Annotated in this window: 11 protein-coding genes; 4 read left to right on the top strand and 7 right to left on the bottom strand. The window is 51.0% G+C overall.

All coding sequences use genetic code 11. The features are described from left to right. Positions 1-116: 116 nt before the first annotated feature. Positions 117-626 (top strand): SOS-induced cell division inhibitor SulA, encoded by a 510-nt coding sequence (sulA, locus tag ACJHX7_RS01125; protein WP_097465839.1) that lies wholly within the window; start codon positions 117-119, stop codon positions 624-626. Between the two features lie 355 nt (positions 627-981). Then, on the top strand, positions 982-2022 hold the full coding sequence (ompA, locus tag ACJHX7_RS01120; protein ID WP_001313715.1) for a porin OmpA: 1041 nt from the start codon (positions 982-984) through the stop codon (positions 2020-2022). Between the two features lie 74 nt (positions 2023-2096). Here ompA and matP read toward each other — a convergent pair whose 3' ends face one another. Next, entirely contained in the window at positions 2097-2549 is a 453-nt protein-coding gene (gene matP, locus ACJHX7_RS01115) for a macrodomain Ter protein MatP (RefSeq protein WP_000877161.1), read from the bottom strand. Between the two features lie 185 nt (positions 2550-2734). On the opposite strand from matP, the gene ACJHX7_RS01110 reads away from it, so the two are divergent. Together ACJHX7_RS01110 and fabA are read left to right on the top strand one after the other, a co-directional pair. Next, positions 2735-4495 carry a Lon protease family protein gene (locus ACJHX7_RS01110; protein ID WP_094029822.1) on the top strand — a complete coding sequence of 587 codons (1761 nt, stop codon included), beginning with the start codon at positions 2735-2737 and terminating at the stop codon, positions 4493-4495. 68 nt (positions 4496-4563) lie between these two features. Continuing rightward, a complete protein-coding gene (gene fabA, locus ACJHX7_RS01105; protein WP_000227927.1) occupies positions 4564-5082 on the top strand; it encodes a bifunctional 3-hydroxydecanoyl-ACP dehydratase/trans-2-decenoyl-ACP isomerase in 519 nt (172 codons plus the stop codon). 69 nt (positions 5083-5151) lie between these two features. Here the strand turns inward: fabA and rmf are convergent, their stop codons facing one another. The 6 genes from rmf to rlmKL form a co-directional block, all read right to left on the bottom strand. Then, positions 5152-5319, bottom strand: a complete 168-nt coding sequence (gene rmf / locus ACJHX7_RS01100) for a ribosome modulation factor (protein ID WP_000828648.1) — start codon at positions 5317-5319, stop codon at positions 5152-5154. A 255-nt stretch (positions 5320-5574) separates the two neighbouring features. Then, positions 5575-6138 carry a membrane integrity-associated transporter subunit PqiC gene (pqiC, locus tag ACJHX7_RS01095; RefSeq protein WP_000759094.1) on the bottom strand — a complete coding sequence of 188 codons (564 nt, stop codon included), beginning with the start codon at positions 6136-6138 and terminating at the stop codon, positions 5575-5577. Continuing rightward, positions 6135-7775, bottom strand: a complete 1641-nt coding sequence (gene pqiB / locus ACJHX7_RS01090; RefSeq protein WP_000445541.1) for an intermembrane transport protein PqiB — start codon at positions 7773-7775, stop codon at positions 6135-6137. The genes pqiC and pqiB overlap by 4 nt, the downstream gene beginning before the upstream one ends. Before the next feature lie 4 nt (positions 7776-7779). Continuing rightward, the gene (pqiA, locus tag ACJHX7_RS01085; RefSeq protein ID WP_000333170.1) at positions 7780-9033 is read right to left on the bottom strand and encodes a membrane integrity-associated transporter subunit PqiA; all 1254 of its coding nucleotides are present in this window, start codon (positions 9031-9033) and stop codon (positions 7780-7782) included. 129 nt (positions 9034-9162) lie between these two features. Continuing rightward, positions 9163-11070: an ABC transporter ATP-binding protein gene (locus ACJHX7_RS01080; protein ID WP_000053102.1), complete on the bottom strand. Its 1908-nt coding sequence runs from the start codon at positions 11068-11070 to the stop codon at positions 9163-9165. A gap of 11 nt (positions 11071-11081) precedes the next feature. Next, complete coding sequence (gene rlmKL / locus ACJHX7_RS01075; protein ID WP_089582670.1) at positions 11082-13190, bottom strand: bifunctional 23S rRNA (guanine(2069)-N(7))-methyltransferase RlmK/23S rRNA (guanine(2445)-N(2))-methyltransferase RlmL; 2109 nt, start codon at positions 13188-13190, stop codon at positions 11082-11084. Between the last annotated feature and the right edge of the window lie 66 nt (positions 13191-13256).

Genomic DNA, 13256 nt, shown 5'->3' with positions numbered 1-13256 from the left:
TGTTTTCCCGTCACCAACGACAAAATTTGCGAGGCTCTTTCCGAAAATAGGGTTGATCTTTGTCGTCACCGGATGTACTGTATATTCATACAGTAACCCACAGGGCTGGATTGATTATGTACACTTCAGGCTATGCACATCGTGCTTCGTCGTTCTCATCCGCAGCAAGTAAAATTGCGCGTGTCTCTACGGAAAACACTACAGCCGGGCTTATCAGTGAAGTTGTCTATCGCGAAGATCAGCCCATGATGACGCAACTTCTACTGTTGCCATTGTTACAGCAACTCGGTCAGCAATCGCGCTGGCAACTCTGGTTAACACCGCAACAAAAACTGAGTCGCGAATGGGTTCAGGCATCTGGGCTACCCTTAACGAAAGTAATGCAGATTAGCCAGCTCTCCCCTTGCCACACCGTTGAGTCAATGGTTCGCGCTTTACGCACGGGCAATTACAGCGTGGTGATCGGTTGGTTGGCAGGGGATTTGACTGAAGAAGAGCATGCTGAACTTGTTGATGCGGCAAATGAAGGTAACGCTATGGGGTTTATTATGCGTCCGGTAAGCGCATCCTCTCACGCAACGAGACAACTTTCCGGGCTAAAAATTCACTCTAATTTGTATCATTAAGTAAATTTAGGATTAATCCTGGAACTTTTTTTGTCGCCCAGCCAATGCTTTCAGTCGTGACTAATTTTCCTTGCAGAGGCTTGTCTGAAGCGGTTTCCGCGATTTTCTTCTGTAAATTGTCGCTGACAAAAAAGATTAAACGTACCTTATACAAGACTTTTTTTTCATATGCCTGACGGAGTTCACACTTGTAAGTTTTCAACTACGTTGTAGACTTTACATCGCCAGGGGTGCTCGGCATAAGCCGAAGATATCGGTAGAGTTAATATTGAGCAGATCCCCGGTGAAGGATTTAACCGTGTTATCTCGTTGGAGATATTCATGGCGTATTTTGGATGATAACGAGGCGCAAAAAATGAAAAAGACAGCTATCGCGATTGCAGTGGCACTGGCTGGTTTCGCTACCGTAGCGCAGGCCGCTCCGAAAGATAACACCTGGTACACTGGTGCTAAACTGGGCTGGTCCCAGTACCATGACACTGGTTTCATCAACAACAATGGTCCGACCCATGAAAACCAACTGGGCGCTGGTGCTTTTGGTGGTTACCAGGTTAACCCGTATGTTGGCTTTGAAATGGGTTATGACTGGTTAGGTCGTATGCCATACAAAGGCAGCGTTGAAAACGGTGCATATAAAGCTCAGGGCGTTCAGCTGACCGCTAAACTGGGTTACCCAATCACTGACGATCTGGACGTATACACTCGTCTGGGTGGTATGGTATGGCGTGCAGACACTAAATCCAACTTTGATGGTAAAAACCACGACACCGGCGTTTCTCCGGTTTTCGCTGGCGGTGTTGAGTACGCGATCACTCCTGAAATCGCTACCCGTCTGGAATACCAGTGGACCAACAACATCGGTGACGCACACACCATCGGTACTCGTCCGGACAACGGCATGCTGAGCCTGGGTGTTTCCTACCGTTTCGGTCAGGGCGAAGCAGCTCCAGTAGTTGCTCCGGCTCCAGCTCCGGCACCGGAAGTACAGACCAAGCACTTCACTCTGAAGTCTGACGTTCTGTTCACCTTCAACAAAGCAACCCTGAAACCGGAAGGTCAGGCTGCTCTGGATCAGCTGTACAGCCAGCTGAGCAACCTGGATCCGAAAGACGGTTCCGTAGTTGTTCTGGGTTACACCGACCGCATCGGTTCTGACGCTTACAACCAGGCTCTGTCCGAGCGTCGTGCTCAGTCCGTTGTTGATTACCTGATCTCTAAAGGTATCCCGGCAGACAAAATCTCCGCACGTGGTATGGGCGAATCCAACCCGGTTACTGGCAACACCTGTGACAACGTGAAACAGCGTGCTGCACTGATCGACTGCCTGGCTCCGGATCGTCGCGTAGAGATCGAAGTTAAAGGTATCAAAGACGTTGTAACTCAGCCGCAGGCTTAAGTTCTCGTCTGGTAAAAAACCCCGCAGCTGCGGGGTTTTTTTCGCCTTTAGTAAATTGAAGTGACTTTTGACAGTTATTCCTTACCCAGCAATGCCTGTAGATCCTGCTTCAGAGAAGACATTTTATTCGCGTATTTCTCTTTGTTTTCCGCATCTTCAATCAGCTGAACAATCGTTTCAGAAAGCGTTTTACCGCGACGCTGCGCAAGACCAGCCAGACGTTGCCAGACAATAAATTCCAGATCGATCGATTTTTTGCGCGTATGCTGGTGTTCCGCATTAAAATGGCGCTTCCGTCTGGCCCGAATGGTTTGCTTCATGCGATTGACCAGTTCCGGATTCATATGCTTGTCAATCCAGCCATTTACCAGCACGGGTTCATTTTCCAGCGAGAGCAACACATCGACGGCTTCCTGGGCGGCACTGGCTTCTATATAACGGGTGATTAACTCCCCTTCGCGATGCTTCTTCACCAGATACTTCCATTTCCAACCGCTTTCAAGATTTTCAAGTTGTTGATATTTCATAGCGATCTCAATGTTACCGTGTAACTCTTTACAGAATATCAGCTTTTTGGGCCAGTGAAGAAAAGAATCTCCATCCTGTGAGCTTTAACGCCCATGCCAGGAGTATTGTCGGTGCTTTCTACGTGTGCTGTAGTGCCGGTTACGGTATAATCGCGGCTTTGACAACAGACTAAAAAACATCAACTTTGACCATTACGAAACTTGCATGGCGTGACCTGGTTCCTGATACCGATAGCTATCAGGAAATATTTGCTCAGCCACATTTAATTGACGAAAACGATCCTTTATTCAGTGATACTCAACCGCGACTGCAATTTGCGCTGGAGCAGTTGCTGCATACGCGAGCATCCTCCTCTTTTATGCTGGCGAAGGCCCCGGAAGAGTCTGAGTATCTGAATCTTATTGCCGATGCCGCGCGTGCGCTACAAAGCGATGCAGGCCAACTGGTGGGCGGTCACTATGAGGTTTCCGGGCACACCATCCGTTTACGTAACGCAGTGAGTGCAGATGATAATTTTGCGACTTTAACGCAAGTTGTCGCTGCCGACTGGGTAGAAGCGGAACAACTCTTTGGCTGCCTGCGCCAGTTTAATGGCGACATTACCCTGCAGCCAGGTCTGGTGCATCAGGCAAATGGCGGTATTCTCATCATCTCTTTGCGTACACTGCTGGCGCAACCTCTGCTGTGGATGCGGCTGAAAAATATCGTTAACCGCGAGCGTTTTGACTGGGTTGCGTTTGATGAGTCGCGCCCTCTCCCCGTCTCTGTGCCTTCGATGCCATTGAAGCTGAAAGTCATTCTGGTAGGCGAACGCGAATCATTGGCTGATTTCCAGGAGATGGAACCAGAGCTTTCAGAGCAGGCTATTTATAGCGAATTTGAAGATACTCTGCAGATTGTCGATGCGGAGTCAGTAAGCCAGTGGTGTCGCTGGGTAACATTGACCGCAAGACATAATCACTTACCTGCACCGGGAGCGGATGCCTGGCCGGTACTTATCCGCGAAGCAGCCCGCTACACCGGTGAACAAGAAACACTTCCGCTTAGCCCGCAGTGGATCCTCCGCCAGTGTAAAGAGGTCGCCTCCCTGTGCGATGGCGACACCTTCTCCGGCGAGCAGCTAAACTTAATGCTGCAGCAGCGTGAATGGCGTGAAGGTTTCCTCGCTGAACGCATGCAGGATGAGATCCTTCAGGAGCAAATCCTGATTGAAACCGAAGGCGAACGCATCGGGCAAATTAACGCCCTTTCGGTCATTGAATTTCCGGGTCATCCACGCACTTTTGGCGAACCTTCTCGCATTAGCTGCGTTGTGCATATTGGCGATGGTGAATTCACCGACATCGAACGCAAAGCGGAGCTTGGCGGCAATATCCATGCGAAAGGGATGATGATCATGCAAGCGTTCCTGATGTCGGAACTACAGCTTGAGCAACAGATCCCCTTCTCAGCATCGCTGACATTTGAGCAGTCATACAGTGAAGTGGATGGCGATAGTGCCTCGATGGCTGAACTCTGCGCCCTGATCAGCGCCCTCGCCGATGTGCCGGTGAATCAGAGTATCGCTATCACAGGTTCAGTCGATCAGTTCGGTCGCGCCCAGCCAGTCGGTGGTTTAAATGAGAAAATCGAAGGCTTCTTTGCTATTTGCCAGCAACGTGAGTTAACGGGGAAACAAGGTGTCATTATCCCCACTGCTAACGTTCGCCATTTAAGTCTTCACAGTGAACTGGTGAAAGCGGTAGAAGAAGGCAAATTCACCATCTGGGCAGTAGACGATGTGACTGACGCACTGCCGTTATTATTAAATCTGGTGTGGGATGGCGAAGGCCAAACGACGCTGATGCAAACCATCCAGGAACGTATCGCACAAGCATCGCAACAGGAAGGACGTCACCGTTTTCCATGGCCATTACGTTGGCTGAACTGGTTTATTCCGAACTGATCGGACTTGTTCAGCGTACACGTGTTAGCTATCCTGCGTGCTTCAATAAAATAAGGCTTACAGAGAACATGGTAGATAAACGCGAATCCTATACAAAAGAAGACCTTCTTGCCTCTGGTCGCGGTGAACTGTTTGGCGCTAAAGGCCCGCAATTGCCAGCACCGAACATGCTGATGATGGACCGTGTGGTCAAAATGACCGAAACGGGTGGTAACTTCGACAAAGGGTATGTTGAAGCAGAGCTGGATATCAATCCGGATCTGTGGTTCTTCGGATGCCACTTTATCGGCGATCCGGTTATGCCGGGATGCCTGGGCCTGGACGCAATGTGGCAGCTGGTAGGGTTCTACCTCGGCTGGCTGGGCGGCGAAGGTAAAGGCCGCGCGCTGGGCGTTGGCGAAGTGAAATTCACTGGTCAGGTACTGCCGACAGCGAAAAAAGTGACCTACCGTATTCACTTTAAACGCATTGTTAATCGTCGTCTGATTATGGGTCTGGCAGATGGCGAAGTGCTGGTTGATGGTCGTCTGATCTATACCGCCAGCGACCTGAAAGTCGGTCTGTTCCAGGATACGTCTGCCTTCTGATAATAATCAGACAGAGTATAAAAAGGCGAAACCTCCGCAATGCGGAGGTTTCTTTTTAAAGAGACAGAATCAGGCCATTACTACCCTGTCCGCCATGGCTTCTCGCCAGCCTCCCAGCCATTGTGACCTTTGATTCAGCGTCTGATAGGGACACATTTCTTTTGAGCGTCCGGCTATGCCGGCCTGATAACCACGTTGATGTGCCCGTTCCAGGCGATCTCGTTTTTGTCTCTTCATGCCTCGTTTCCCTCATACTGGTTTCTGGTGGAAAAGAAAACAGTGATTACTAAATGTGCAATCACAGTTAAGCAATACCGCGAATCATAACTGCCGTCAATGCGCAAAATTCACGCCACTGTCATATTTGTGAGCTACACGGGCATGTCAGTTGTACAAAAAATGTGAAGAGGAACAACTTTTTCCGCACGTTAGAGACAAAAAAACCGCCTCAGGCAACATACCGGAGGCGGTTATATTTACAAATCTTTATGATTACGGTAGACGCTTTATCTCTTGCGCAATAGAAGCGGCTTCCTGACTCCAGACACTGGCCAGCACTTTAACCATTTCATCGTAACCATCCTGAGTTTGCACCCCTTCCAGACGGAACGGACGTTTGATCAGTTGTCCCTGGTGGTTCAACAGCCACTCACCACTGACAATGACCTTGCCATCATATCGCCCGTTAAACTCCGTTACGGTAACATTGAGCGTATCCTGGGCGCTTCCCAGAGGCTGGGAGGCAACCACCCAGCCGGGCAGTTGCGTGCTCAGGTTGGCAACCAGAGTGTTGCGCAACTGTTGATCCAACGGGCTGGCCCACAAGTTGTTGTTGGCAATCACATACTTCACATCACTGGTTTGATAAACCACACCATTTCCGGCCAGATAGTCAGGAACAGCGACCTGCTCTACCCATAACAGGCGATTACCCTGGCTGGCGGTACTTTGTGTACCGCCCTGCACCACAGGTAACTGGTAATAGTTTTTATTAATTTCGCCGGAGCTGCATCCGGCCAGCCACAGTGCTGCAATCGTCACTAGCCACTTTTTCATTGTTTCGCCCTCTTCGGCTCTGGATCTTTTTTGTCCTTCGCTTCAAATACCAGCGCGTTACTCTTCTCGTTGAGCGTTTTCAGCACCGGTTGCAGTTCTCGCAACACCTGATCAAGTCGCTGCATATCCGCCACCATCTTGTTGTAGGCTGCGGAGCCAGGCTGGAAGCCCTGCATACTGCGATTCAATTCACGCAACGTTGACTGCATATCCGTCGGTAACTGCTGCATCGACTGGCTGGCGAGGATCTTGTTCATGCTATCCAGCGTCGTTTGCAGGTTTTTCATTGTGCGCTGACTTTCAGAAAGCGTACTGGTTGCCTGTTCAATCATCGGATTCAATGGCAGTTTGTTGATCTTATCCAACGCTTCCATCAGTCGTTGCTGGATTTGCGCCAGACCGCCGCTAACGGTCGGGATAATCTGATAACCATTAAATTCACGAATACCGGTTATTGCAGGCGTATTTGGATAGAAATCGAGATCAACATACAGTGCGCCAGTGACCAGGTTTCCGGTTTTCAGCGATCCGCGTAAACCACGTTTCAACAATTCGCCAAGGTGCTCAACAACATCCGCATTTTCTCCAAGCTGCATTTTCAGCCGCTCTGGCTCGATACGAATCAGTACCGGAATACGGTAATCATCGTTAAATGTCTGACGCATATTCGGCGCAAAGAATGGCACTTTGCTTACGGTACCCAGGCGAATACCCCGGAATTCTACCGGAGCTCCCGGTTGCAGACCGCGTACCGAATCCTTAAAGAACATCAGATAATCAATGTGATCGGTGTACAACGAATCCTGAATGCTCTTCTGATCATCATACAAAACGAAAGCTGTTTTCGGTGCCACTGGCTGCCCTAAATCCAGACCTTCCGGCACATCAAAGCTGACACCGCCACTAAGCAGCGTTGTCAATGAGCCCATCTCCACACGCATTCCCGCTGACGTCAAATCAACCGCAATGCCACTATCTTTCCAGAAGCGAACATTGCTGGTCACCAGTCGGTCATAAGGTGCATTGATGAACAGTTGATAGCTGATATTGCGTTTTTGCGTATCGAAGGTGCTGGTTTCAACCGAACCTACCCGATAGCCACGGAACAGCACGGGATCTCCTGGCGAGAGCTGCCCGGCTTTTTTGCTATCGAGAATCACACGGATACCTTTCGCATCAGGCGGGGCCAACGGTGGCGAGTCCAGCAAATCGTATTTATCCATTTTGCTGCCTTTTGCGCCTGGCTGCAGTTCGATATAAACCCCAGACAGCAGCGTTCCCAGGCCGCTAATCCCTTCTCGACCAATCTGCGGTTTCACCACCCAAAAGACGGTATCTTTATGCAGCAATTTTTCCATACCGGAATTCAGCCGCGCTTTGATTTCAACGTGCGTCAAATCATCAGCCAGTGTGGCGCTTTCAACCACGCCGACGTCAACGCTACGGCTTTTAATGGTGGTTTTACCACCTTCTATTCCTTCCGCATTCGCGGTGATCAGAGTCACTTCCGGCCCCTGATGGCTGTAATGATAAAAAAGAACCCAGGCCCCAATGAGCGCCGTGACGATAGGAAATATCCACACGGGAGACCAGTTCTTCACTTTCTGGATTTTGGCTTCCCCATTATTAGATTCCATACTGTCAGGACTCCTCATGCTCTGATTCAGGTTGACGATCCCACGACAAACGCGGGTCAAACGTCATAGCAGAAAACATTGTCATTATGACGACTAAAGCAAACATTAATGCACCCATTGCCGGATAAATACTCATTAAACCTCCCATACGCACCAGCGCCGAGAGCACCGCGATAACGAAAACGTCAATCATCGACCAGCGGCCTACAAACTCAACAACTTCATAAATCAAATGCATTCTTTCACTGTCGCGCTTGCCATGCCCTTTGGCATCCCAACACAACCACGCTATGGCGATCATCTTTAACGTTGGCACCATAATACTGGCCAGAAAGATAACCGCAGCGACGGGATAAGATCCTTCGCTCCATAACAGGATGACCCCAGCGAGAATCGTCGATGGCATCTTCGAGCCTAATAAATCCGTCACCATGATGGGCAAAATATTAGCCGGAAGGTACAGCATGATGGACGTTACAAGCAGCGCGAGTGTCCACTGCAGGCTGTTTCTACGCCGAACGTACCCTTTAGTACCACAGCGCGGGCATACGGGTTCATCAGCAGGAAGGATTGCCGTACAACAGGAGCAAGAACGCAGCCCCTGACGTATCCCCGTGACGCCAGGTTTTAGCGGCTGGCGCAGTTCTGGCATCGGGGCGATATCGTCCCATAACCAGCGACGATCAACGCACTGAAAGGCGCGCAGTTGCAGGACACAAAATAAACACCAGGGGAGAAAGCTACTGCCGACACCAATGCTGCCGTAGGCCATCAGTTTAACGAAACTGACCAGCACTCCCGCGAGGAAAATTTCCGCCATTCCCCAGGTTTTGAGTTGAAAAAGCACCCGTGCCAGTTGCTCTTTTAAACGGACCGGTAATTCCGCGCGATTCACCAGTAACAGAATGGTTATCAGACAAAACGCGGGAACCAGTTGCACAAACAACAGGAAAAAGGTGCCGAGGCTGGCGTAGTCCTCAGAAAAAAGCACGCCGGGAATTTCCAGTAATGTAATTTCACTGGTAACTCCTGCAACGTTCATATTCACAAAAGGAAACAAGTTGGACAGCAACAGCATGAACAGTGCAGCCAACGCATAGGCGGTGGGACGCTGCCGAGGGGCATCCCACGCCACGGTTAACGTTGTGCCACACCGGGGACATGCCGCTTTCTGACCATGCTCAAGGCGCGGTAACGCCACCAGCATGTCACACTGCGAGCACAGGATGTGCTTCGCGGCATGATGATGTTCGCACATTGGTACTCCTTAATGATGCGCTATTTTACAGATGACTAACAAAGTGTTGGTTTTCATGCCTGATAAACCCAGTGCATCAGGCAATTTTACCGTTGTCAGCTGTCTCTGTTTAAATCGACTATTTTGCGATCAGCCACCATTTTTTAACGCTTCAAGATACTCCCAGCGTTCAAAGGCTTGCTCCAGCTCCTGCTCTGCAGCAGCCATATCAGCGAGCACTTTTTGTGTCTGCTCATGCGGCTGACTGAAGAAGGAAGCATCCGCCACCTGCGTCTGTAGGGCTTCCAGCTTCGCCTCCAGATCTTCAAGCAATTGCGGTAGCTGCTCCAGTTCGCGCTGCAATTTATAGCTTAGTTTGCTACTGCTGCGTTTTACAGTTTCTGCTTTTGCCGCGGCGGCTTCTTCGGTTTTTTTCACCGCAGGCTGTTTGAGCGCCACATACTGCTCTTGCTGACCACGGGCATCATGATAACCGCCGACATAACGACCAATTTTACCGCCGCCTTCGAAGATCCAGCATTCTGTAACGGTGTTATCGACAAACTGACGATCGTGGCTTACCAGCAATACCGTGCCCTGGTAGCTGTCGATCAGTTCTTCCAGCAGTTCCAGCGTTTCGACATCAAGATCGTTGGTCGGTTCGTCAAGAATCAATAAGTTGCTTGGTTTGAGGAACAAACGCGCCAGCAGCAAGCGGTTCCGCTCACCGCCAGAAAGCGCACGTACCGGCGTCATCGCCCGTTTCGGATGGAACAGGAAGTCCTGCAAATAGCCCAATACGTGGCGTGGCTTGCCGTTAACCATCACCTCTTGCTTACCTTCGGCAAGGTTATCCATCACCGTTTTATCGGGATCCAGTTCCGCACGGTGCTGATCGAAATAAGCCACTTCCAGTTTGGTGCCAACGTGAATACGCCCGCTGTCCGCCTGAAGCTGACCGAGCATCAGTTTCAGCAGCGTGGTTTTGCCGCACCCATTCGGGCCAATCAGGGCAATTTTGTCGCCACGTAGAACCTGGGCAGAAAAATCTTTCACCAGTTGCTTACCGTCAACCTGGTAGCAAACGTCTTCCATTTCGAAAACGATCTTTCCGGAGCGGCTGGCTTCTTCCACCTGCATCTTTGCCGTCCCCATGACCTCACGGCGCTGGCTACGTTCACGGCGCATTGCTTTCAGGGCGCGTACGCGGCCTTCATTACGGGTACGGCGCGCTTTGATCCCCTGGCGGATCCACACCTCTTCCTGCGCCAGTTTGCGATCGAACTCGGCATTTTGTAGTTCTTCCACACGCAGGGCTTCTTCCTTTTCAAGCAGATACTGGTCGTAATTCCCTGGATAGGTCACTAGCTTGCCGCGATCGAGATCAACAATGCGCGTCGCCATATTGCGGATAAACGAACGGTCGTGGGAAATGAAAATAATTGTCCCATTGAAGGTTTTGAGAAACCCTTCCAGCCAGTCGATGGTTTCGATATCCAGGTGGTTAGTCGGTTCGTCGAGCAGCAATACGCGCGGATTGCTCACCAGCGCGCGTCCTAATGCCGCTTTACGCAACCAGCCGCCGGAAAGCGACGACAGCGCAACATTAGGATCTAATCCCAGTTGCGCCAGCACTTCGTTGATGCGGTTTTCCAGTTGCCACAGGTTGTGGTGATCCAGCTGTTCCTGAACCTTCGCCAGTTCGTTGAGATTTTTCTCGCTCGGGTCGTTCATCACCAGGCGCGAAATATCGTGATAGCGTTTCAGGTATTCCGCTTGTTCTTCAATGCCTTCGGCAACGAAATCATAAACGCTACCCTCAACGTTACGCGGCGGATCCTGTTGCAGACGAGCTACAATCAAATCTTGCTCGTAAATAATGCGACCGTCATCCAGCCCCTGTTCACGGTTGAGGATCTTCATTAACGTCGATTTGCCTGCGCCGTTACGACCTACCAGACAAACACGTTCGTTATCTTCGATATGCAGTTCTGCGTTATCGAGAAGCGGCGCGTCGCTGAACGACAGCCATGCGCCATGCATACTGATTAATGACATTACTATTCCTTTCAGGCTGCGGTAATCAGCCAGCAGTTGTGGATCTGGCGGTTACGGGCGAAATCCTGGGAGAGCGTTTTTTGCGTAATTTCTTGTGCTTTCAGTCCCAGTTTCGCCAGACCGTCGAGATCCATACGGAAACCGCGTTTGTTGTTCGAGAACATGATCGTCCCACCAGCACGCAGCAGACGTTTCAAATCTTTCATCAGCGCCAGATGATCGCGCTGAACATCAAACGCATCTTCCATTCGTTTTGAGTTAGAGAAGGTTGGCGGATCGATAAAGATCAGATCGAACTGTTCATTTGCCTCACGCAGCCACGCCAGGCAATCGGCCTGAATCAGGCGATGCGCACGCCCGGTTAGGCCATTCAGACGCAGGTTGCGTTCTGCCCACTCCAGATAAGTACGCGACATATCCACGGTGGTGGTGCTGCGTGCACCGCCTAATCCCGCGTGCACGGTGGCGCTGCCGGTATAAGAGAACAGGTTGAGGAAATCTTTGCCTTTGCTCATCTGACCGAGCATACGACGGGCGATACGGTGATCGAGGAACAGACCGGTATCGAGGTAATCCGTCAGGTTCACCCACAAGTGAGCGTTATATTCGGTGACTTCGAGAAACTCGCCCTTCTCGCCCAGTTTCTGGTACTGATTTTTGCCCTTCTGGCGTTCACGGGTTTTCAGCACCAGTTTGTTTGGCGCAATCCCCAGTACCGAAATGGTTGCAGCGATAATATCGAACAGACGCTGACGCGCTTTGTGCGCATCAATAGTTTTTGGCGGCGCATACTCCTGCACCACCACCCAGTCGGCATAACGATCAACGGCAACGTTATATTCCGGCAGATCGGCGTCATACAGGCGGTAACATTCAATCCCTTCCTGGCGAGCCCACTTCTCGAATTTTTTGAGGTTCTTACGCAGGCGGTTAGCGTAGTCTTCCGCTACCATCGCCGGTTTGCTGTCTGGTGTGCTTTCGGCAACATGGTAGTTTTTCTGTACGCAGTCCAGCGGGCCGTTTTTCGCCTTGTACTGTTTGTCTGCACGCAGCTGCAGGCAGCTGAGCAGATCCGGCGAGGCACTAAACAAAGAGAGATTCCAGCCACCGAACTGGTTTTTCATGATTCGGCCCAGCAGACTATGCAGCGCAATCAGCGCCGGTTCGCTGTCCAGACGTTCACCGTATGGCGGGTTGCTCAACACTGTACCGTACGGCCCTTTCGGCAGCGGATTGGCCAGTTGCGCGACATCTTTCACCTCAAAGGTGATCAGTTCACCAATCCCCGCAAGACGGGCGTTAGTGCGCGCACGTTGAATCACCCGTGCGTCGCTGTCCGAACCGTAGAAATGGGAGCTGTACTCCGCCAGGCCTTTACGGGCGCGAGTTTGCGCTTCTGCTTTCACTTCCTGCCAGATGGCTTCATCATGCTGTGCCCAGCCGCTAAAGCCCCAACGTCCACGGTGCAAGCCTGGTGCGCGATCGGTCGCCAGCATCGCCGCTTCAATCAGCAACGTACCGGAACCACACATCGGATCGAGCAGCGGTGTTCCTGGCTGCCAGCCGGATCGCATAACAATCGCGGCTGCCAGGGTTTCTTTGATCGGCGCAATACCAGCACGATCGCGATAGCCACGCAGATGTAAACCATCACCACTGAGATCAAGGGCGATACTGGCAGTTTCTTTATGCAGCCAGACGTTAACGCGGATATCCGGCGCATCGCGATCAACATTTGGACGCGGCAGATTTTTCCGCGTGAAAGCATCGACGATCGCGTCTTTCACTTTCATCGCACCGTACTGACTGTTGCGTATGGTGTCATTCAAACCACTGAAGTGGACAGCGAAGGTCGCGCCAGGATTAAACATCTCTGTCCAGTTGATCGCCTGAACACCGAGATAGAGGTCTAAATCGCTGTAAACCTTACACTCGCCCAGCGGCAACATAATACGCGAGGCCAGGCGGCTCCACATCAGGCTCTGGTAAACAAGCCGTGTGTCGCCCTTGAAATGGACCCCACCCTGAACCACCTGGCATTCAACGGCCCCCAGGTTTTCCAGTTCAGTTTTTAACAGCTCTTCCAGCCCACGGGCCGTACTGGCAAACAGAGAATTCATATCGTCACTTTTACTCTAAGAAAATTGTTGCGCATTATAGCTAATAAGCGCGTCATGTCATAAAGT

The sequence above is a fragment of the Escherichia sp. WS1451 genome, from assembly GCF_046487365.1.
GTDB lineage: Bacteria > Pseudomonadota > Gammaproteobacteria > Enterobacterales > Enterobacteriaceae > Escherichia > Escherichia coli.
The sequence above is the reverse complement of the archived record's forward strand: the minus strand, read 5'-3'. Positions and strand labels throughout refer to the sequence as shown.

What these genes read in the sequence shown, in the direction of transcription:
- ompA (WP_001313715.1), top strand. Translation starts at nt 982, where the DNA reads ATGAAAAAGACAGCTATCGCGATTGCAGTGGCACTGGCTGGTTTCGCT.
- fabA (WP_000227927.1), top strand. Translation starts at nt 4,564, where the DNA reads ATGGTAGATAAACGCGAATCCTATACAAAAGAAGACCTTCTTGCCTCT.
- ACJHX7_RS01080 (WP_000053102.1), bottom strand. Translation starts at nt 11,070, where the DNA reads ATGTCATTAATCAGTATGCATGGCGCATGGCTGTCGTTCAGCGACGCG.
- pqiC (WP_000759094.1), bottom strand. Translation starts at nt 6,138, where the DNA reads ATGAAAAAGTGGCTAGTGACGATTGCAGCACTGTGGCTGGCCGGATGC.
- rlmKL (WP_089582670.1), bottom strand. Translation starts at nt 13,190, where the DNA reads ATGAATTCTCTGTTTGCCAGTACGGCCCGTGGGCTGGAAGAGCTGTTA.
- matP (WP_000877161.1), bottom strand. Translation starts at nt 2,549, where the DNA reads ATGAAATATCAACAACTTGAAAATCTTGAAAGCGGTTGGAAATGGAAG.
- rmf (WP_000828648.1), bottom strand. Translation starts at nt 5,319, where the DNA reads ATGAAGAGACAAAAACGAGATCGCCTGGAACGGGCACATCAACGTGGT.
- pqiB (WP_000445541.1), bottom strand. Translation starts at nt 7,775, where the DNA reads ATGGAATCTAATAATGGGGAAGCCAAAATCCAGAAAGTGAAGAACTGG.
- sulA (WP_097465839.1), top strand. Translation starts at nt 117, where the DNA reads ATGTACACTTCAGGCTATGCACATCGTGCTTCGTCGTTCTCATCCGCA.
- pqiA (WP_000333170.1), bottom strand. Translation starts at nt 9,033, where the DNA reads ATGTGCGAACATCATCATGCCGCGAAGCACATCCTGTGCTCGCAGTGT.